This window comes from Aeribacillus sp. JST-2, from assembly GCF_056032925.1.
Genome location: NZ_JBVVUU010000026.1, coordinates 1 through 19228, shown reverse-complemented (window position 1 = coordinate 19228; position 19228 = coordinate 1). Strand labels below are relative to the sequence as shown.

The following is a 19228-nucleotide window of genomic DNA, read 5'->3' as shown; positions in this document are numbered from 1 at the left end:
CGTAATTTTTTATAAAGGGGGATAAAGTATGGCAAGGGAAGTGCAATTTGATGATGAGGGTGTCATTCTAAAACTAAAAGGAGCAACTGGACTATTTGCATTGAAATTCAACTTGAAAATGCCTTACAACACCATCAAGAATGTATATGTTGATTATTTTGATGCCCCCCAGTGGATGCTTCGGATGCCCGGAACTTCTTTTTCGGCATTAAATATTTTCGAGGGAAGTTTTAAATATGAAAATGAGTGGTACTTTCTTTCTTATGAGAACAGAGTTCCTCTGTTAATTATTGAATTGGAAGGACATGAAAAATATAATTATGTGATTTTCGAGATAGATGATCCTACTGGTGTTGCGTCAGAAATCCGCAAACGCATATAGAGAACTTGAATGATGATGTTGACGTTTTTAACCCATCTATTTCATATTTTTCGAACCTTTTCATCCACTCTTTTAACAAGAATTTCACAACTTGATACTACAATACAAAATTCATTCATGGGGTACTTTCCATCTTGATAACAAGCAAAACTTTCAGTAGCACACCATTTTATTGACATAGAAAAACTCCCCCTAACCTGTCTACCAGTGAAGGGGAGCAAATATTTTAAGACAGCCTTTACTTTTTCTTAAAAAATTATTACATCCATTCTTTTTGTTAGGATTATTGTTTTGCGCCAAATGATGACTTATTATGAGCGGGCCATGTTGCCCGTTTTTTATTTGTTGCAATGATGTAAACGGCGGCAACTGCGATCAAGACTGCAATCAAGGAACCGAGATTAAATATTCCCTTTTCGGAGTACCATGCAATCGAGTATCCAATCGAACCGGCCATTAAAGCATAATACGTAAATGGGAGCAATGTTTTTCTAATAACTGCTCCTTCTTTTCCTACCAACCCGACTACTGCCGAAGCAGCGACGACATTGTGTACACAAATCATATTCCCAGCCGCACCACCTACCGCCTGAAGGGCAACAATCCAAGTGGGATCAACACCAATTTGTGAACCTACATTATATTGAAATAAAGAAAACATCATATTACTGACCGTGTTGCTGCCAGCTATAAAAGCGCCCAGTCCACCAATAAATGTGGAGAAAAAGGGCCAATAATTGCCCGCCAGCGCTGCTACTCCGTTCGCCAATTCAATTGGCATTTGATCATAACCTGCAGCACCGCCACCTGAATTTAAAAACACTTGAACCATTGGAACGGTAAAAATTAGCGCGGTTGAAGCTGAGATCATCGTTTTCCCTGAATGCATCCAAGCACGTTTGTATGCGCTTCCATTCATTCCGTGAATAAAAAAGGTAATCAGTGACACAACAATAAAAATTGTTCCTGGTGAATAAAGCGGTTGAAAGCTAGCCGTAATATTTGTTCCAAACATATTCCGAATCTCAATCGTCCACGCTTGCAGCCATCCGCCGATTGGAAGCGATTTCAACCTGGTCGCCACTAAAAACAAGCCAACTAAAATATACGGAGTCCAAGCGCGAATCATGCTCATCTTGCCGTTCTTGTGTGCGATATCTTTAATCTCAATTTTTCCTATCCAATCCGGATCCCATTTAGACTTTTCTTCAAAATCCCATACTTCTTCTTGAGATGGCATTAAAAAACCTTTTTTCGCAGCGGCAATAACGATTGCTAATCCGACCAAGCCGCCAACCATGGAAGGAAATTCAGGGCCAAGGACATTGGCAACGATGAGATATGGTATCGTCATTGTAAAAGCCGCAAACAAGGCAAATTTCCAAACTTTAATTCCTTCAGAAAACGACTTGTTTTTTCCAAAAAATTTGGTCATTAGGGCTACAACAAATAATGGAACAAGAGTGCCCGTTATCATATGAAGAATAGCAACTTTCGCTCCAATCGAAGTGACCAACGACAGCAAGTTATCAGTAATCGTTGCATCAGCGGATAATCCTGATTGTACGCCGACAAGAATCGGTGTGCCGACAGCACCGAATGAAACGGGTGTGCTTTGAATGACCATGCCCGCCACAACGGCTGCCATCGCTGGGAATCCTAATCCTACTAATAATGGAACAGCAACCGCAGCTGGCGTACCAAAGCCTGCGGATCCTTCAATAAACGAACCAAATAACCATGCGACAATAATTACTTGAATGCGCCGGTCTGGAGAAATATCGGTGAACCCTTGCCGAATTGTTTTAATTCCCCCACTTTCTTGCAAAGTATTTAAAAGCAAAATGGCGCCAAAAATGATGTACAATAGTGTAGCAGCTACAACCAAACCATTTATGGAGGCAGCTATTACATTGGCTGCTGATACTTTCCAAACAAAGAGCGCAAGTATGACGGCCACAACATATGAAATCGGCATCGCTTTGCTAGCTGACCACCGTAACCCAACCAAGAAAATTCCGACGATTAAAATTGGAAGAAGCGATAAAAAAGCCAACAATCCAGTACTCACAAGAGATTTTCCCCTCCCTTATTCAAAATGTCATTCACCCACATGAATGGAAAATCATTGTACACTCATTATACCTTTTATTTTTTTAATTATCAATATTTTCTGAATTTTTTATCATTAACTAATTCCTTTGTTATGTAATAATCAAACCCTTGCCCTATTTGAAAAGTTGGAGCGAAATCCAATTCAAATAAGGCGAAGGTATTACTCAAGCATATTCAACAAAACCAAGCCGAGCAGAAATTTGCTTTCCTATTTCAATCATCCGCGGCTGAAGTTGTTTGAGCCTCTCATCTGTCATTCGAATGGTTGGTCCTGATACGCTCACGGCAGCAATGACCTTCCCCAAATGATCAAAAATTGGGGCAGCAATACAACGAATCCCATATTCGTTTTCTTCTAAATCTAGTGCATATCCTTGTTGTTTTACTCGAATGAGCTCTTTCAAAAATGCATCCTTATTCGTAATCGTATTTTTCGTATGCATCGGCAACCCTTTTCTGTCAAGGATGTCTAAAACGACACTTGACGGCAAATTGGCGAGAATGGCCTTTCCTACAGAGGTGCAATGCATTGGGGCACGTTTTCCGACTTTTGAATGCATGCGCAGCGTTTCATTTCCTTCCAATTTTTCAATATAAACGACTTCCCCTTGGTCATAAACAACCAGATGGATGACTTCGTTCGTCTCATTTTCTAATTTTTGCAGGAAAGGTTTTGCTTCTTTGCGAAGATCAATCGATTCTAATAGCTTCGAACTGATTTCCAAAAATTTATACCCCAGTTTATATCGTCCTGTTTCGGAATCTTGTTCAATATAGCCGTACCGGGCAAGTGTAGATAAGATTCGATACACGGAGCTTTTGTTGATATCTATCTGATTGGCAATCTCTGTGACGCCTAAACCTTCTTTTTTTAAGCTGACAAGTTGAATAATGTCCAACGCCCTGCTTACAGACTTGACCATATTGTCTCTTTCCACAGCCGTTCACCTTCTAAAATCTTGGCGGAATTTGCTAGAGTGCAAATTCCGCCATATAAATTTTCTTGATTCCCTTATATTATGACAGGAAGAACAAAAACTGCCAAGTTCTTTCTGTTCCATTATTCACTTTATCATTTGAATACTAAGATTGTTTCCTTCATAACGTGTTAACACGTTTTTTTGCAGCAACAACGGTATTTTTTAATGTGCCGATTCCTTTAATTTCGCATTCAATTACATCTCCTGCTTGAACAAAATCGGCTCCAACCGGACTTCCTGTTAAAAGGACATCACCGGGTTTAAGTGTCATGACAGATGATAAATAGGAAATCATTTTCCGAATGGAAATAATCATCAATTCCGTTGAACTATCTTGTTTTTTAACACCGTTCACCTTTGCTTCAACATGAATGCGAAATGGATCAAGTTCTGTTTCAATGACAGGGCCAAGGGGGGTAAATGTGTCAAACGATTTACCGATTGTCCAATGGCCGTCTTCATGGAAAAACTGCGGCGCCGTTACGTCGTTGCCCACCGTGTACCCAAATACATAATTCAATGCTTCTGATTCCGGCACCATTTTCGCTTGTTTGCCGATGACAATTGCCAGCTCAGATTCAAACTTTACCCTGTCTATTCCCTCTGGAATAACAATCTGTTCTTCAGGACCAATAACGGATGATGTTGGTTTAAAGAAAAAGACGGGAATCCCCGGCAATTCACGGGGAAGATCCTCCATTCGGGCGACGTAGTTGGCTCCGATTCCTATGATTTGATTGGGTACAAGTGGGGAAAGCCATTTTACATCATTGGCGCAATATTCATCTCCAGTATATTTCCAATCACCGAAAAGATCTCCGCTAATTTCCTTTATAACCCCATCATGGATGACGCCTTTTATATGTTTGCCTTCTATTGAAAATCTGGCAAATTTCATCCTAAAACCCCCTTCAAACAGCTTCATTTTTTTTTTTTGGACTGATCATTTTACGGGCCACTCCTGTCTCAATCGCTGCTTGGGCTACCGCCTCCGCAACAGCTTCAACAACCCTCTTATCAAATGGATGGGGGATCACGTAATCATTTGTAAGACGGCAAGGTTCGACCAAGTTGGCAATTGCATAAACCGCCGCCAGCTTCATCTTTTCGTTTATCTCTGAAGCATGCACCCGAAGCGCTCCTTTAAAAATTCCGGGAAAAGCGAGGACGTTGTTGATTTGATTCGGCAAATCGGAACGACCTGTCCCCACGACTGCCGCCCCGGCTGCTTTTGCAGGCCCCGGCATGATTTCCGGGATCGGATTAGCCATAGCGAAGATGATCGCATCTTTATTCATAGACGCCACCATGTCAGGAGTTACTGCTTCAGCGACCGAAACACCTATAAACACATCGGCTTTTTTAATAACTTCCGCCAATGATCCCTTTTCTTTGTTTATATTTGTCATTTTCGCAACCGACTCTTTCATTGCATTCATCCCATGTTGACGGCCATCATAAATTGCGCCTTTTGAATCGCACATGATAATATTTCCAACACCCAAACTTACAAGCAATTTTGTAATGGCGATTCCGGCAGCCCCAGCGCCATTGACAACCACTTTGATGCCGTTCATTCTCTTGTTTACAATTTTTAGTGCATTGATCAGCCCTGCGGCTGTGACAATTGCGGTTCCATGTTGATCATCGTGAAAGACCGGAATGTTCATTTCCTCTTTTAACCGTTCTTCAATGATGAAACAATTCGGTGCGGAAATATCTTCTAAGTTGATTGCTCCAAATGTCGGTTCCAATGATTTCACCGTTTGAATGATTTGCTCAAGACTCTGAGTGTTTAAACAGATGGGAAAGGCATCAATGTCCGCAAACGCCTTAAATAAAGCTGCTTTTCCTTCCATGACCGGCATCGACGCTGCACCGCCAATGTTCCCTAAACCTAAAACAGCAGACCCATCTGAAATGACTGCTACTAAGTTCCCTTTCATCGTATAGTCATAAATTTTTTCAGGCGCTTCATAGATTTCTTTACACGGCTCTGCAACCCCCGGAGAATAAACCAAGCTCAAATCATTGGCATTTTCCACAGAAACTTTAACACCAACATTTAACTTTCCTTTCGCGCGTTTATGAACTTCCAGCGCCTTTTCCCGAAGGTTTTTCATACATTCAACTCCTTCATTATAAAACTTTTCATTCATAACCAAAGCCGCGGTTTTTGTGCATGGAAGATGTAGCTTTTAAATAGAAGGCACCCTTTGGTAGGATGCCTTCATGATGAGAAGTTATTGTTTTACAGCATATTTTGCTTTTGCTTCAAGACGGCGGCGATGCAAAATCGGTTCTGTGTAGCCGTTAGGTTGATCATAACCTTTAAATACGAGGTCACACGCAGCTTGAAATGCAACGGAACGGTCATAATCTTTTGACATCGGGCGGTAGCCAGGTTCATTTTCATTTTGCTTGTCGACTATTTTCGCCATCCGCTTCAGTGTTTCAAGAACTTGTTCTTTCGTAACAATGCCGTGATGCAGCCAGTTTGCGATATGCTGGCTTGAAATCCGCAACGTTGCCCGGTCTTCCATCAAAGCAATATTATTAATATCCGGAACTTTTGAACAGCCGATTCCTAACTCCACCCAACGAACAACATATCCTAAAATTCCTTGTGCATTATTATCTAACTCTTCTTGTATTTCTTCAGGGGTCCAATTCGGGTTTTCTGCAACCGGAATTTGTAAAATTTCATCGCGGAGATCTTCAATCGTTTCAGCCAATTTGTTTTGGACATCTGTTACATTTACTTGGTGATAATGGAGAGCATGCAATGTAGCCGCTGTTGGTGATGGCACCCACGCAGTATTGCCGCCTGCTTTTAGATGGCCAATCTTTTGCTTGAGCATTTCCGCCATCATGTCCGGCATTGCCCACATGCCTTTTCCGATTTGCGCACGGCCTTGGAAGCCGCTTTGTAAACCGATATAGACGTTTGAGCGTTCATAGGCTTGCAGCCATTGAGATGTTTTCATGTCATTTTTCCGAATCATCGGACCTGCTTCCATTGATGTATGGATTTCATCGCCAGTTCGATCCAAAAACCCTGTGTTAATAAATACAACACGATCTTTTACTTCCCGAATACAAGCTTTCAAGTTCAAAGTTGTGCGCCGTTCCTCATCCATCACACCAATTTTCAGCGTATTCCGTTTTAATCCCAGCAAATCTTCGACGCAGTTAAATAGCAAGTTGGCAAACGCCACTTCCTCAGACCCGTGCATTTTAGGTTTTACAATGTAGATCGAACCTTTCCTGGAGTTTTCAAATTTGCCATTTCCTAAAAGGGAATGTTTAGCAATCAAACTTGTTACAACCGTATCCAATATTCCTTCGTGGATCTCTTCTCCCTCTCCAATGAGCACTGCACTATTTGTCATCAAATGCCCAACGTTACGGATGAGCATAAGTGAACGACCTGGGAGAGTGAACTTTTCTCCTGTTTTGGATGTGTATGTTCTGTCAGCATTAAGCGTACGTGTAATCGTTTTATCGTTTTTTGTAAAAGTAGCTGTCAAATCTCCTTTTATGAGGCCAAGCCAATTGCGATAAACAAGCACTTTGTCTTCCGCATCCACTGCCGCCACAGAATCTTCGCAATCCATAATCGTTGTAACAGCCGCTTCCAATAGAATATCTTTAATTCCCGCATCGTCATGTTTTCCAATTGGATGGCTTCGATCGATCTGGATTTCAATATGAAGACCGTTGTTCTTCAATAAAATGGCAGATGGTTTATCCGACTCTCCTCTGTAGCCTACGAACTTTTCTCTTTCTTTAAGAGCGGTTGTCTTGCCATTCATTAAAGTGACAAGCAAATTCCCGTCTTCAACTGCGTATTGAACAGCGTCGCGGTGGGAATGTTCTTGCAACGGCACTACTTCATCAAGGAAGTTTTTCGAAAAGGCAATGACTTTTTCCCCGCGAATCGGATTATACTCTCCTTTTCGTTCAGCCCCATCTTCTTCGCTGATGACATCCGTTCCATAAAGAGCGTCATAAAGGCTTCCCCATCGGGCATTGGCGGCGTTAAGAGCGTACCGTGCGTTATTAATCGGCACTACTAACTGCGGCCCGGCTTGTAGAGCAATTTCGTCATCGACATTTTCTGTTGTAATCTTAAAGTCTTCCACTTCTTGTTCTAAATAGCCGATTTCCCGCAAAAATGATTTATAGGCTTCAAAGTCGAATTTGTTGCGATGTTCTTTGTGCCATTCGTTGATTTTTTGCTGGATTTCATCACGACGCTTAAGCAAATTTTTATTAATAGGTGTCAGTTCATAAACAAGGTTCTCAAACTGAAGCCAGAATTCATCTTTTTCCACACCGCTTCCCGGCAATGCTTCATTGTTGATAAAATCATACAAATTTTCAGCTACTTGCAAATTGCCGACTTTTACATAGTTTGTTTTCATGGCCACAATTCCTCCTTTAAATGTTATAATTGTTGTTTGTTATTACGAAACACTGTTTCGTAATTGCTTAAAAAAAGGATAACATGATGATGGAATCATTTCAATAATTTTCTTAAAATTCTTTTTTATGATGCTGTAACAGATTTCCCCTCTTTTTTCACTTCCAAACAACGTCCCGGAGTTGGGAAGAGCTTCCCGGCATTTAATAAATTTTTCGGATTAAATACTTCCCGAATATCCGTTTGCGCCGCTATTTCTTCGTCGCTAAAAATGAAGCGCATCTCTTCTCTTTTCTCGATCCCTACTCCATGTTCACCTGTAATCGATCCGCCGGCATCTGCACATACTTGCAAACAGGCGCTGCCAGCTTTTAAAGCCTTTTCTGTTTCGCCCGGTTTTCTGGCATCAAAAAGTACAAGCGGGTGCAGATTGCCATCGCCAGCATGAAAGATATTTGCGATGCGCAGACCATACTCTCGGCTGATTTCGTGAATTCTGTTTAACACTTCGGGTAATTTGCTGCGGGGAATCACACCATCCTGAACTAAATAATCAGGAGAGATCGCCCCCATTGCGCCAAATCCAGTTTTGCGGTTTGCCCACCATCTAGCTCTTTCCTCTTCACTTTGTGCCACTTTTACTTCTCGAACATGATTTCTCTTGCAAACTTCTAAAATTTGATGGATTTGCTCGTCTATACCTGCGGATATTCCATCCACTTCAATGAGCAAAAGCGCTTCAATGTCTTTTGGATGGCCGACAGGAAACGCTGCCGCTTCAACCGCTTCTATTGCTGTTTGATCCATCATTTCAAGGGCTGCTGGTACAATTCCGGCAGAAATAATGTCCGATACGGCTTGACTGCCATCCGCAACGTTGTCAAAATAAGCGAGCACCGTTTGCTTTGCTTCCGGGTTTTTTAAAATACGAACCGTTATTTTCGTCACAATTCCTAAAGTTCCTTCTGATCCTGTTAAAAGTCCTAATAAATCATAGCCCGGTGCATCAGGTATTCCATCCTTGCCTATTTCAATGACTTCGCCATTTGGCAATACCACTTCAAGCCCTAAAATGTGATTTGTCGTCACACCATATTTTAGACAGTGTGCACCGCCCGCATTTTCACCGACATTTCCGCCGATGGTGCAGCAATATTGGCTTGATGGATCAGGCGCATAATAATATCCTTTGACCGAAATGGAGTTCGTCAGTTTTAAGTTGACAAATCCAGGTTCCACTACTGCACGCCTGTTTTCAAAATCAACGCTGATAAGGCGTTTCATTTTTACAAGACTAATGATTACTTCCCCATTCAACGGGATCGCCCCGCCGCTGAGACCAGTTCCGGCGCCGCGGGCAAGGAACGGCAAATCATGTTCGTGGCAATATTTCACAATTTTTGCGACTTCTTCTGTATTATTCGGGAAAACGACTGCCCTCGGCAAACGGCGATGAATGGTAAAGCCATCGCAATCATAAGCTAATAAATCTTCTTTTTTATACAAGATGGAACGGTTTCCGCCAACAATGTTTGCAAGGTTTTTTATATGTTTGTCATTTGTTCTCATCCCTTTTAGAGACATTCCTCTCCCTCCTTTAACCGATCTTCTTTTTGGTACGCCCAATCCAGCAGCTGTACGGTATGAACAATTTTTTGATTTCTTCCGTTTTTTTGAACACCCATCGCCATCTGCAGCATACAGCCGGGGTTGCCCATTACAATCATTTCTGCTTCTTCAGGGACATTCTTCATTTTGCTATCAAGCACTTCTTTAGCCATCTCCGGATTTGTTATATTGTAAATGCCAGCACTGCCGCAGCATCGGTCGGCATTTGCCATTTCAACCATTTCGACCCCAGGTATATCAAGAAGAAGGCTGCGAGGTTCGTCACGAATGCCCTGCCCATGAGCTAAATGGCATGCATCATGATAGACAACACGAGTCTTGATTTCGGCGATGGGCCTTTTATAACCAGTGTCATAAAGGTATTTTGAAATGTCTTCCACCTTTTTTGAAAATGTTTCAGCTTTTTGGCGCCAAACGGGGTCTTCACGGAACAGCTCCGGATATTCTTTTAACATACATCCGCAACCGGCAGAATTTACAATTACTTTTTCAGCATGTTGGAATGCTTCAATATTTTGTTTCGCTAATTTTCTCCCCATTTCCCGGTCGCCTGCATGAACATGAAGAGCCCCGCAGCAAGTTTGATTTTGCGGAATCATAACGTCATTTCCATTTCGAGTTAACACGTTAATGGTTGCTTCATTAATTTCGCTGAACATGACATCCATTACGCAGCCAGTTAAAAACGCAACCGTACGCTTCGTTTCTCCTTTTGCTTTAATGACTTTTTCATGTTTGTACTTTTTTCGCACAGGCTTTTTCACTTCCGGCATGATCGCTTCCATTTCAGCTAAATGCTGCGGTATGATATTGATCAGCCCTGTTTTACGGACAAACGTTTGCATACCGCTTTTTTGATACAATTTCAACACATTTCCTAACGTGTACAAGCGATTGTGGTGCGGAAACAAACTATGCAAAAACAGATGGCTGACCGCCTTTTTCCAGCCTTTTAACGGCATGGCTTGGCGAATTTGACCGCGCGCTTCTTCTATCAATCCCCCTACATCGACGTCCGCAGGACAAGCGGTAGTACAAGCGCGGCAATCAAGACAAGCAAAGACAGGATCCATAAAATGTTCGTTCACTTCAAGCTTTCCTTCTGCGACTGATTTAATCAAATGGACGCGTCCGCGGGGAGAATGCTGTTCCTGACCCGTGATCTCATAAGTGGGGCACGATTCTAAACACATACCGCAATGGACACAATCCGCCCATTTGTTTTCATCAGGCGGATCATTCCAAAGGTAATTGCTGAAGCTGTTGGTTTGGCAGGCTGGTTCTTTGATAAGATTACTTTCATTTAATCCCATATTTAAATCCCTCCCACAAAACGTTTCGGATTGAGAATGTTGTTCGGATCAATCTTTGTTTTGATTCCTTTGAAAAGAAAGAAATATGGAGGTTTTTCCCCCCAAACCTCTATTTTCTGGCGTAAAATAAACGGCAAATGTTTAATGACGGCATACCCATTGAGCTGCTTGACAAAATTCCTTAATTGCTGAATTGCTGAAATAACGTTTTCGCTGCCGCCTCTTAAAACGATTTGACACAATCCGTGGCCTAATCCACCGTGGGCTTCGATAAGCAAATTGTGCGTATCCTGTAATAAATGGCTTTCCCTAATAACTTTTAGGACATCTAAATTGACAACTCCGATTTTCAATACTGCTTCAGTCTCCCCTGTCAGATTAGACACCCTGCCATTCGGGCTGATTGTATAAAAAGATTGCCAAAACTTGCGTGCTTCCTCTTGAGCAAGAATGGTCATTTTCGTTTTAGGAGGCTGAATGCTTTTTAGAAAAGATTCTTGGTAATGAACCGAACTTTCATTATCTTCAAAACTAATGGCCAATGTATAAAATTTTTCACCCGTTAGCTTTTCAGCCAAAGACGGACTTATCAGCTCCAGTGAGACAGGTTCCATCTGCGAATCTAAAAACGCTGCGGCAAATGATCGCATTTCAGCAAAATTTCCTTCTGTAAATGATAAAAGAACAACGCTTTCATACTTTGGCAAAGGACGGAGTTTTAAAGTGATTTCCGTCAAAACCCCCAAAGTGCCCATGGAACCGACAAAAAGTTTGTTCATATCATATCCGGCGACATTTTTTACGACCTTTCCGCCTGTTCGGATGACCTTGCCATTTGGATAAACAACTCGAAGCCCGATGACTGCATCTCTGGCGGATCCATATGCCAAACGTTTGGGACCGCTTTCATTTGCGGCGATAATACCGCCGATGGTCGCATAATCCGGCCAAGCAGGATCTAGAGATATTTTTTGGTTATGTTCTTGTAAGTACCGCTGCAATTCATGAAATGGTGTACCTGCTTTCACTGTTAATGTCATATCTCCCACTGTATGCTCGACGATTCCTTTTAGATTTGCTAAGGAAAGCAAAATATCAGCCGAATCAATTAGACCGCCAAACCCCCGCTTTGTTCCTCCACCCACAACGGAAACGGTTTTCCCATTTTTGTTTGCATATTGCAAGATGTGTGAAATTTCGTTTTCAGTTATTGGATAGACGGCGACTTTCCCGCCATTTCCAAGTGGATGACCTTCATTTTCCTTAACTTCCATTTGACTTTCGGGGAAAACATCTTTTAATTCTGTGTACAACTCTCCTTGGAGCAAATCAAGCACCTCCTATGTTTTGTAATAAGAAACATCGTTTCTATAAATGCGCAAAAAAACAAGCGTTTTAAATAATTTTCTTTCAATCGACAGCAACACTTTTCTTATTAGATATGTTATATGTTTACAATTATTAAAACACTCTTATGGAGATTTTTCAATGAATTTTTTGAATTTACAAAAAATAAGAAAAATAAAATTCTATTAAACTTGCCGTACGTTAAGATGATCTGATGTATAGCCGCCCTATCTTTTTTCTCCCTGCCAAAATCCAATCAACGAAAAAAAGAGACTGAATTGAAAAAGAATTTTTTTATGGTTCTTTCCAAACAGCCTCTTTTCCGGAGCAAAAGATTTTCCGCTGCCGCTTGTACCATATGATCTTACGCTTGTTGTTTTGCCCCATCTGGCAGCCTCTACGATAAAGAAAAACAGGAATTCAGCGCACCGACCGCTCGAAAATTTCAATGACAAACGAATAAAAAGAGCAACTGGACAATCGTTTATCGAATTGCATGCAAAACATCCCCTTCCGAACGCAGCAGAAGGGGAAGCTCTCCATAAAGGCATTTTTAAGGATACGTCGTTTGTTTAATATGCACCTCGAATGTATTGGTGAACCTCTTCTTGATAAAACTTGGCTAAAGCGTTCTTTTCTTCATCGGTAAAAGAAGGCACTTCGAGGGCTTTTAAATTGTCTTCCACTTGATTTGCATTTTTAAAACCTGGAATGACAGCAGTGACGGAATCATGATCAAGAATCCAGCGCAATGCAGCTCTTGTCATATTTCCTCTTCCATCTGCAATCCATCTCAGTTTTTCACTTAGTTCAACACCTTTTTCAAATTCTATGCCAGCAAACGTTTCACCGACGTTGAATTGCTCTCCGTTGCGGTTGAAATGACGATGATCGTCTCGTTCAAAAGCCGTTTCTTTTGTAAATTTTCCGGTTAACAAACCGCTTGCAAGCGGAACACGGGCTAAGATTCCGACGCCTTTTTCTTTGGCAAGCGGCAGCAGCGTTTCCAGCGGTTTTTGCCGGAAAAGATTAAAGATTACTTGCAACGATTTGACATTCGGGTTTTGCAAACAATAAAGCCCTTCTTCCACCGTTTCTACGCTGACGCCGTAATAGCGGATTTTCCCTTCATTTTGCAGCTTGTCCAACACATGAAATACATCGCTATTTTTTAGCATGTCGAACGGAGGACAGTGGATTTGGTACAAATCAATCCGTTCCCGGTTCAATCGTTTTAAACTTCCTTCCAAAAAGGATCTGACAGACCGTTCAGAATATGTTTCTTTATCATGGATATCTCCTTTTCGGCAAAATTTCGTGGCAATATAAATTTCATCTTCCTTTCCTTTTGTCGCTTTTGCCAACAGCTCTTCACTGTGTCCATCGCCATATACATCCGCCGTATCAAAAAAATTGACCCCTGCGTCCATTGCACGGCGAAGACCTGCTAATGCGTCTTCATCACTCGTTTTTCCCCAAGCTCCGCCAATGGCCCACGTGCCAAAACTTAATTCACTAATCAAAAGCTCTGTGTCTCCAATACGACGATAATTCATCAGAAATCCCCCAATTGAAAATATTTTTTTCAAACCCATCCATTTCATTTTATTGAAAACGCTTTATTGATAGCAATAAAAAGGCTCGGGATTTAAGCCATGGAATAATTTTGGATGCAACTTCTTCTTTCCCTGCAAGCAGAATGCTCCAAACAGATTCACACTTTATCTGTTAAACCATTTCCGAACAATTTTGGTTTCGTGTCTTTCTACTTTTATTCCGTTAGCTCTGAATCGGAAAATAACGTTCAATCCATTTTGCTAATAACTCCCGCAATTCATTCTCACCGACGAGAATATCAGAACCTTCCTGATCGTCTGGATAAAGCTCCAAAAAATATCCATAATCAGTATTAAATAACCGTTTGTTTAAATCGCTGCCCGGGTATACGCAAACAACCTCATCAATAATATTATGTTTAATGTTGCCTAAAGAATCAGTGTATTTGATGCCTCGGTATTCATCCATTTGCTCCATTGTTGAAGTCGAGCCGTTTTCTTGATAGATATTAAATAATGGACGATACTTAACTTCCAGCACAAAAGAAGAATGATAAACTTTTTGACGATCACATATTTCATATAAATCTATTTTGATATCTGGTTTTTTTCGAAACTTTGTACTGAAAAAATGCTTGTTTTTCTCAATCGCCAGTTTTGAATTAAGTTCCATCTCATCATTATAGATAACCTCAATAAAACAACGTCCGTTCACTGAATTCAGACTAATTGCTGTTCCATCTGCTAATCCGTCCTTATATAAGGAAAATTGTAATTGGTCATTTAAATCAAATCCACTAGGAAAATGGAAATTCAAAGACTGCAAACATTCAATAACAACAAAATAAACAAAATATTCATACAATACATAGGTCGGTTTATAAACTGGGAGAAGCCATTCTTCTGTTTGATGAACATTTGGCTGATAGTTTAATTGTTTCCAAATCTTATCAAATAACAAATAACTTCTTTTTCGAATATTTGTTTTTTGTTTCATTTGATTTGGGTGCACCGATTTCCAAAAAGGCTTCTCTAGAACAGCTTGAAGTCGATTCCTCGATTTTTTCACTTCATCGATGATTTTCGATAACTGTTTTACCTCTTCCACATACTTTTCAAGTCGCTTTTCAAGCTGATGGCAGGTACTTTCCATTTTCTTCTTGCTTGAAATTGTAATGGCTTTTGTATAAAGAGTATTTTCTAATTCTTCTTTGATTTTTATTAAATCGTATTTCGTTTCTTCTATCATTTCCCTTTGTTTAGATAAATATTGATTTAATTCGATTTTTCCTCTTTCCAATCTTTTTTGCAAATCAATAATTTTCGCCTTGATCATGCGATTATTGGCTGTATCTGTAGTTATGAAATATTTTCGATTTAAATATTTTGTTTGTTTGAAAAGAAAGCCCTTTGGACTGTTTTGCCACTTAATGCTATTTGAATCAATATGTTTCGGAATATTTTCAATCATATAATCATGAACCACGTTCGATTCGCTCTCTTTTTGAATATTTTCTAAAGTAGCGAGTAATCTTTTCTCGACTTTCTCATACCATTTATAAAATGTTGCAAAATGGCTATTTTCCAAAAATGATTTTGCACCAAAACCACGGCTAAAATTCATTAAATCTTCTGTGATGCCTTGTATTTTTTCATTCAACAGTTGATGAATTTTTTTTAATTGGTTGACCGTGATATTTTTTGGTTTAATGGAAAACGCTCCATAAAATGATTTCGATTGATAGCGAACTTCAAAAATATAAGTTCCACACCGCCAAGGATAAATGGCCTCCCCGCTCTCATCGTACAAAACTTTTTTGTTGATTTGGTTATTTAAAACAAATTGATCGCAAAAATCCTTCTCTTCATCGGAGAACACTTTGTTCCAAATGACCTCAATTTCTATACCGTTATCTTCACTATCCATAGCAATTGCCAATGTTTTGTATTCCTCAATTTCATATTCACACTCCAGAACATTTTTTAGATCTGAAACTAAATGATGAATTGCCTTTTTGTTGTTTCCTATCAATAAGTACAATCGAAAAGGGAATATTTGTTCCTTATCTGCAACTAAATAATTATTGAACGAACCCATAAATCATCAACTCTTTTGCTTTTTGTTTAACAAACTTAATTGAATTAGTGAAATCGGATACCTTCTGACCAGCCTCCGATTTTAAAATTTTAACTAATGCGCCTTCTTCATATTGCTGTTCATCTCCATACGTTCCCACTAACGGGCCAACAAATGTATCAATTCCTTTAATTTTTGGCAAAATGCGTTGAACAACTTGAAAATCAAAAGCTTCTCTTCTTGAAATCATCGTTTCTCCCTTTTCATTGACAGGCAAATTAGCAATAAATCTTGCAATTCCATTGACCGTTCTAAACGAAATGCCTTTCTGTTTATCATACATTTGAAGCAATTCATGAATCTGGTCAAGCAATGCTAATTCCTCAGTTGTCAAGAGGTCCAACAAGTCATCACCGTAACTGGAATGTTTTAAAAATGCTTTATTAACAATATTTAAGGGTTCAACTTCTTTTACTTTTTCGTACTTTTTATAATCGTTTTTAATTCCCGTAAAGCTTCTTTTCCTGGGATAAATGACATTTGCTCTGTCTAACAAACGATTAGAAAAGTCTGTTGTCGTTTCATCAAAATTTACTGTTCCGACAAAAATGATATTATTATGAATTTTAATTTTGGATTTGTATTCCCCATTAATGCATCGATCTTGTTCACTGAAGATTCTCAAATATCTTTCTTCCTCACTAAGTTCTAATAAAGAAATAAATGGGCTAAACCAGTGTTCAACTTGCGATAAATTCATCTCATCAAAAACTACCATATAAATGCGATCAGGATGCTTTTCTGCTTCTAACAATAGGCTGACCAACCCTGTTTCACTTTCATGGTAAACACCTGTTGAGGGGTTTAAAAAGCCTAATACATCGTTCGGTTCTTTATATGACGGGGAAACGGGGATAATCAACATTCTCTTACTCATTTCAAGCCCTAAAGTTTCTCCGTAAATTTTTGCCAACTTCGTTTTGCCTGTACCGGACATTCCCCCGATAATGGTCAGCATGTTTGTTTTTACGCTGACATGAAACGAAATAATATCTTTTTCGTCATAGAATAAACGATATTGGTTTTGCGCTTTTTCAATGAATCGCTGTAAAAATTCATATTCTTCTTTATTAAATGCACGATTGACATTCTGATCTGTGTCATGTTCTTCATTTTCAACTTCCATTCCATCATCCGGCTCAGAATAAGAAAATTGCTCAATCAAACTTTTTCCTTTCTCATTTACTTTGTCTCGCAAGCTAAACCACTGATCAGATTCGATAAAAAATAAATCATTGTCAATCCTTGCATGAACAATTTCAGAAAATTCATCTTCCATCTCAATGAATCGGACATCTGCTGCATCTTTCTGTGAATAAGTTGTAGGGTTGTTTGATTTGTTCAATGATACTTGGTATAACGTTCCTTCAAAATAAATAAACTCAGGCTCATCAAAAATATTTGGGTACGAACTGAGTGTAATGGGATATCCTTTTTTGATTAATTTCATCTCCAAATCCTTTTTGGTTTCGTCCATTTTTAGCTGCGGACCGGGAATCAACACATATTTTCTCCCTGGTTCGATATTTTCTATTTTCACAATATCGACATATACAAATTCAGGTTTGGGATCAAGCTTAAAAACAAGGAGCTTCCCTTCTAACAGTTTTTTGACTCTTTCAAGTCTTTCAAAAAACACTAGATTATCGTAATCTATCATTTCATTAAATAGCTTCCTATTCTGCTTGCTGCGGGTATTGCCAGTTAAAATTTTGTTTTGAAAAGAAAAATGATTGGATATTTCATTAGGTATCGGCGATAAACACTTTATATAAAATTGAATGTCCTCATTATATTCATCTTTGTATTTTAATGCTTCATCCAGTAATGTTCCTGCTAATTCACTATCTGAAACTAGTCTACCGACAAAATAGGCATCTTTTAATTTTCTTTCTACTTCCGGATTCATTCTAGTTAACAACCTCATAACGCAATTCCCCCTCTAAATATGAGATGATCGATCTGATAATTTTTTGTGTTCCTTGACTGACTAATCGGTATTGATTTTTTAGACCGCTTTTTAATAGTTTTTCAATTTTAAATATATCTTTAGTTGGAATACCGTCCGTGACGATAAAAATAAGCTCATTTCCAACTTCTTTTAACTGGTTTGAAAACTGTTCAATTGACTCAAAATAACAAACTCGTTCTTTGCCAATCAATGTTTCCATTATTTCATCTTTTTTTGGCACAAACACTTTAATATGTTCAGTTAATATAGGAAATGACTCCATTATTTTTACTAATTTTTCCTTTTCGGTCTGAAGTTTTTCCAAATGTTTACGCAATTGTTTAATTTCTTTTTTATACTTTAGTTCCGCCACCTCTTTTTCGTTCATTATTTTCTTCAACTCTTGATCTTTATCTCTTGCCTTATGTTCGATTCTTTCATGCTCTGTCTTAGCATCTTTCAATTCTTTATTCAGTTTTTCAAATTGTTTCGATAACTTTTCATTTTGCTCCCTTAAGTGGCGAATTTGACTTTTTTGTTCTTTGATTTCCTGCGCATCTTGATTTTTTTCCTTCGCCCATATTTCAACCAATTGTTGAATAAATAAAATGCATATATGTACATCATTTTGTTGATCTAGTTGATCTAAATCAATGTCATTAAATGTGTCCTTCGCACATTCTTTTAAAAAAATCAAAAACGGAAGTACTAATGAATTTTTATCATTCCTTTCTAAAGGAATACTTTTATTCGGAAATACTATTGGCAGATTTTCTTGCAAATCATTGAATGCTATCGAAGCAAGTGCTTCTAATTCTTTTCTGACATCTTTTTCTCCCAACAACGCTTTAGTTAAACTCCTTTTTTCTTTCAGACATTCGATAATGGTGTTTTCTTCATTTTTGTACAATCCCGGAAAAAAATAAGTGAGTATTATTAGTTTCGTAAATGGAGCCATTCCCTTGTCATTTTCCAATTTATATAAAAATTCTTCTTTCTCTAATCCTCGATATTCTTCTTCCATTGCCATAATGACGCTTAATAAAAATGCATTTGCTGTTTTTATTTTTTGCAAACTTTTCTTTAAATGCTTCCGAAGCAAAACTTCAGGAAGGGTGCTAATATTTCTGGCAGTAAATCCGGGGATTGTTAATTTGATTATTTTGGCTGTTTCTTCTAAATACTCTTTCGACATTAGCACAATCATATGTTCAATAAAATTGTCCTCATACATTTCATTCGGAAGCGGCTTCAACGATTTCCCTCCTCGTATACTAAGTTTTTTTTATCGAATTTCCAGTCCGATACGCTCCTTGACAATCGCATATCTTGGGTGGTTGCCTTTGTGGGAGGGGCGCGCCCCTCCCACAAAGGGTTGAGCGTACCGGGGTT

Annotated in this window: 14 protein-coding genes; 1 reads left to right on the top strand and 13 read right to left on the bottom strand. The window is 39.2% G+C overall.

The window, feature by feature from the left end:
• Positions 1 to 28: 28 nt before the first annotated feature.
• Positions 29 to 382, top strand: coding sequence for a hypothetical protein (locus tag AC0KTX_RS12340; protein ID WP_474252468.1), 354 nt, complete (start codon positions 29 to 31; stop codon positions 380 to 382).
• Between the two features lie 41 nt (positions 383 to 423).
• On the opposite strand, the gene AC0KTX_RS12335 is transcribed toward AC0KTX_RS12340, so the two are convergent.
• From AC0KTX_RS12335 to AC0KTX_RS12275, 13 genes are all read right to left on the bottom strand, one after another.
• Positions 424 to 561 carry a hypothetical protein gene (locus AC0KTX_RS12335; RefSeq protein ID WP_474252467.1) on the bottom strand — a complete coding sequence of 46 codons (138 nt, stop codon included), beginning with the start codon at positions 559 to 561 and terminating at the stop codon, positions 424 to 426.
• 104 nt (positions 562 to 665) lie between these two features.
• Complete coding sequence (locus AC0KTX_RS12330) at positions 666 to 2453, bottom strand: L-lactate permease (protein ID WP_474252466.1); 1788 nt, start codon at positions 2451 to 2453, stop codon at positions 666 to 668.
• Between the two features lie 208 nt (positions 2454 to 2661).
• Positions 2662 to 3435 carry an IclR family transcriptional regulator gene (locus tag AC0KTX_RS12325; RefSeq protein WP_063386495.1) on the bottom strand — a complete coding sequence of 258 codons (774 nt, stop codon included), beginning with the start codon at positions 3433 to 3435 and terminating at the stop codon, positions 2662 to 2664.
• Positions 3436 to 3595: 160 nt separating this feature from the next.
• The gene (locus tag AC0KTX_RS12320) at positions 3596 to 4375 is read right to left on the bottom strand and encodes a fumarylacetoacetate hydrolase family protein (protein ID WP_474252465.1); all 780 of its coding nucleotides are present in this window, start codon (positions 4373 to 4375) and stop codon (positions 3596 to 3598) included.
• Between the two features lie 13 nt (positions 4376 to 4388).
• Positions 4389 to 5600 carry an NAD(P)-dependent malic enzyme gene (locus AC0KTX_RS12315; RefSeq protein ID WP_474252464.1) on the bottom strand — a complete coding sequence of 404 codons (1212 nt, stop codon included), beginning with the start codon at positions 5598 to 5600 and terminating at the stop codon, positions 4389 to 4391.
• A 120-nt stretch (positions 5601 to 5720) separates the two neighbouring features.
• Entirely contained in the window at positions 5721 to 7904 is a 2184-nt protein-coding gene (locus tag AC0KTX_RS12310) for a malate synthase G (RefSeq protein WP_474252463.1), read from the bottom strand.
• Positions 7905 to 8029: 125 nt separating this feature from the next.
• A complete protein-coding gene (locus tag AC0KTX_RS12305; RefSeq protein ID WP_474252462.1) occupies positions 8030 to 9487 on the bottom strand; it encodes an FAD-binding oxidoreductase in 1458 nt (485 codons plus the stop codon).
• Positions 9478 to 10845, bottom strand: coding sequence for a (Fe-S)-binding protein (locus tag AC0KTX_RS12300; RefSeq protein WP_474252461.1), 1368 nt, complete (start codon positions 10843 to 10845; stop codon positions 9478 to 9480). The genes AC0KTX_RS12305 and AC0KTX_RS12300 overlap by 10 nt, the downstream gene beginning before the upstream one ends.
• Before the next feature lie 2 nt (positions 10846 to 10847).
• Entirely contained in the window at positions 10848 to 12119 is a 1272-nt protein-coding gene (locus AC0KTX_RS12295; RefSeq protein WP_474252484.1) for an FAD-binding oxidoreductase, read from the bottom strand.
• Between the two features lie 645 nt (positions 12120 to 12764).
• The gene (locus tag AC0KTX_RS12290; RefSeq protein ID WP_474252460.1) at positions 12765 to 13748 is read right to left on the bottom strand and encodes an aldo/keto reductase; all 984 of its coding nucleotides are present in this window, start codon (positions 13746 to 13748) and stop codon (positions 12765 to 12767) included.
• Positions 13749 to 13971: 223 nt separating this feature from the next.
• Positions 13972 to 15846: a DUF2357 domain-containing protein gene (locus tag AC0KTX_RS12285; RefSeq protein ID WP_474252459.1), complete on the bottom strand. Its 1875-nt coding sequence runs from the start codon at positions 15844 to 15846 to the stop codon at positions 13972 to 13974.
• Positions 15830 to 17812, bottom strand: a complete 1983-nt coding sequence (locus AC0KTX_RS12280; RefSeq protein WP_474252458.1) for a hypothetical protein — start codon at positions 17810 to 17812, stop codon at positions 15830 to 15832. Before AC0KTX_RS12280 ends, AC0KTX_RS12285 begins: the two co-directional genes overlap by 17 nt.
• A complete protein-coding gene (locus AC0KTX_RS12275) occupies positions 17796 to 19091 on the bottom strand; it encodes a hypothetical protein (RefSeq protein WP_474252457.1) in 1296 nt (431 codons plus the stop codon). Before AC0KTX_RS12275 ends, AC0KTX_RS12280 begins: the two co-directional genes overlap by 17 nt.
• Between the last annotated feature and the right edge of the window lie 137 nt (positions 19092 to 19228).

Excerpts from the sequence above, each read along its gene's own strand:
- AC0KTX_RS12290 (WP_474252460.1), bottom strand. The coding sequence starts at position 13,748 with ATGAATTATCGTCGTATTGGAGACACAGAGCTTTTGATTAGTGAATTA.
- AC0KTX_RS12295 (WP_474252484.1), bottom strand. The coding sequence starts at position 12,119 with ATGGAAGTTAAGGAAAATGAAGGTCATCCACTTGGAAATGGCGGGAAA.
- AC0KTX_RS12285 (WP_474252459.1), bottom strand. The coding sequence starts at position 15,846 with ATGGGTTCGTTCAATAATTATTTAGTTGCAGATAAGGAACAAATATTC.
- AC0KTX_RS12315 (WP_474252464.1), bottom strand. The coding sequence starts at position 5,600 with ATGAAAAACCTTCGGGAAAAGGCGCTGGAAGTTCATAAACGCGCGAAA.
- AC0KTX_RS12305 (WP_474252462.1), bottom strand. The coding sequence starts at position 9,487 with ATGTCTCTAAAAGGGATGAGAACAAATGACAAACATATAAAAAACCTT.
- AC0KTX_RS12300 (WP_474252461.1), bottom strand. The coding sequence starts at position 10,845 with ATGGGATTAAATGAAAGTAATCTTATCAAAGAACCAGCCTGCCAAACC.
- AC0KTX_RS12320 (WP_474252465.1), bottom strand. The coding sequence starts at position 4,375 with ATGAAATTTGCCAGATTTTCAATAGAAGGCAAACATATAAAAGGCGTC.
- AC0KTX_RS12280 (WP_474252458.1), bottom strand. The coding sequence starts at position 17,812 with ATGAGGTTGTTAACTAGAATGAATCCGGAAGTAGAAAGAAAATTAAAA.
- AC0KTX_RS12310 (WP_474252463.1), bottom strand. The coding sequence starts at position 7,904 with ATGAAAACAAACTATGTAAAAGTCGGCAATTTGCAAGTAGCTGAAAAT.
- AC0KTX_RS12335 (WP_474252467.1), bottom strand. The coding sequence starts at position 561 with ATGTCAATAAAATGGTGTGCTACTGAAAGTTTTGCTTGTTATCAAGAT.
- AC0KTX_RS12340 (WP_474252468.1), top strand. The coding sequence starts at position 29 with ATGGCAAGGGAAGTGCAATTTGATGATGAGGGTGTCATTCTAAAACTA.